The 1,415-nt window shown below is 44.5% G+C and carries 1 protein-coding gene; it reads left to right on the forward strand.

Features of this window, described 5'->3' with window-relative positions; all coding sequences use genetic code 11:
• Positions 1–1,415: methyltransferase (locus QEH53_RS23730; protein ID WP_309025721.1), on the forward strand; the 1,415-nt coding region annotated here is incomplete at both ends.

Genomic DNA, 1,415 nt, shown 5'->3' on the forward strand with positions numbered 1-1,415 from the left:
GGCAGGCGTTAGAGATGCCGTGGCGATAGTACTTGGCGAGGGCGACCAAAGGAGCCTCGTTGCGTACGTCGTTCCGGAGGGCGAGTGCGATGCCGAAAGCGATGAGGGACGATTAGAGCGATGGAGTACCGTTTGGGATGAAGCCTACGAGCGTGATCAGTATAATCCAACTGATTTCACTTTCAATATTGCGACTTGGAATAGTGGATTGACTGGTGAGCCGTTTTCTGAGGAGGCGATGACTTTATGGCTGGAAGACACGGTTAGCACGATCAGGGCACTTAAAGCAAAGCGTATTCTCGAAATTGGCTGTGGTACTGGAATGCTCCTGTTTCGTCTTCTTCCTGACTGTGACTTTTATACAGCGACTGATATTTCGGAGGCTTCGATCAAATATATTCGACGACATTTGAATGTAGTACAGCGCGAACGTGTAACTCTCTATGAGCGAGATGCGCTAAATTTCGATGGACTGAAGGATGAGTTTGATTTAGTAATTATCAATTCGGTCGTCCAGTATTTCCCCAGTATAGATTATCTTACGGATGTGCTAAAGAAATCGTTTTCTGTCTTAAGCCCCAATGGAAGCGTTTTTATTGGAGATGTGAGAGATTTGAGGCAGCAGCGTGCTTTTTATTGGGAGTCTCTGAAGAATCGTCTTTCTTCATCAGCTTTGCCTGAGGATGCTCGGAGTTGGATTAATCAGATGATTTTAGATGACGGCGAATTATATATAAATACGAGCTTTTTTCATTCTCTAAAAACGAGTTTTGGTCGCCTGATTAGTGTTGAGACATTCCCGAAGTGCGTAAACTTAGATAACGAGCTCTCGAAGTACCGCTATCAGGTGATCTTACGCTCAGTTGTATCTGGTGATGAAACTATTGAATGGCAGCCTTGGAGTGGGTTTAGTGGTGTTTCCGAGATTCAAAATATGTTACGTAGTAGAAGCAAGGTGGCTATAGGTATATATGGAGTTCCAAATTCGAGGGCATATATCGAGAACTTCGAGGTGAATGCTCTTTTTGCAAATAAGGAAGTGATGAATTTGGAAGACGTTCTTGTTGAATCGTTGGAAGAGGAACTCGTGGATCCCTCTCTCTGGTACAATATGGGGAGTGAATTAGGGTTAACTGTTAAAATGGACCTGGTGGATTCGACACACTATAGCGTTGCTTTGAGAAGTTTCTTGGATAAAGATTGGAATCCTAAGTTTATAGAGCGAGATAACTTTTCCGATGAGGACGTTGCCAGCAATCCGGCATGGAACGAGCAGTTAAATATGCTTCGTTCTAAACTTTTTGACGGCTTAAGTAAATGTCTTCCTGGATACATGGTTCCTTCGCATTGGGTTTTCCTCGACTCTCTTCCTCTGACCTCCAACGGGAAGCTGGACCGCAATGCGCTGCCCGCTC

This window comes from Pelagicoccus sp. SDUM812002, assembly GCF_031127835.1.
In the GTDB taxonomy this organism is placed as follows: domain Bacteria; phylum Verrucomicrobiota; class Verrucomicrobiia; order Opitutales; family Opitutaceae; genus Pelagicoccus.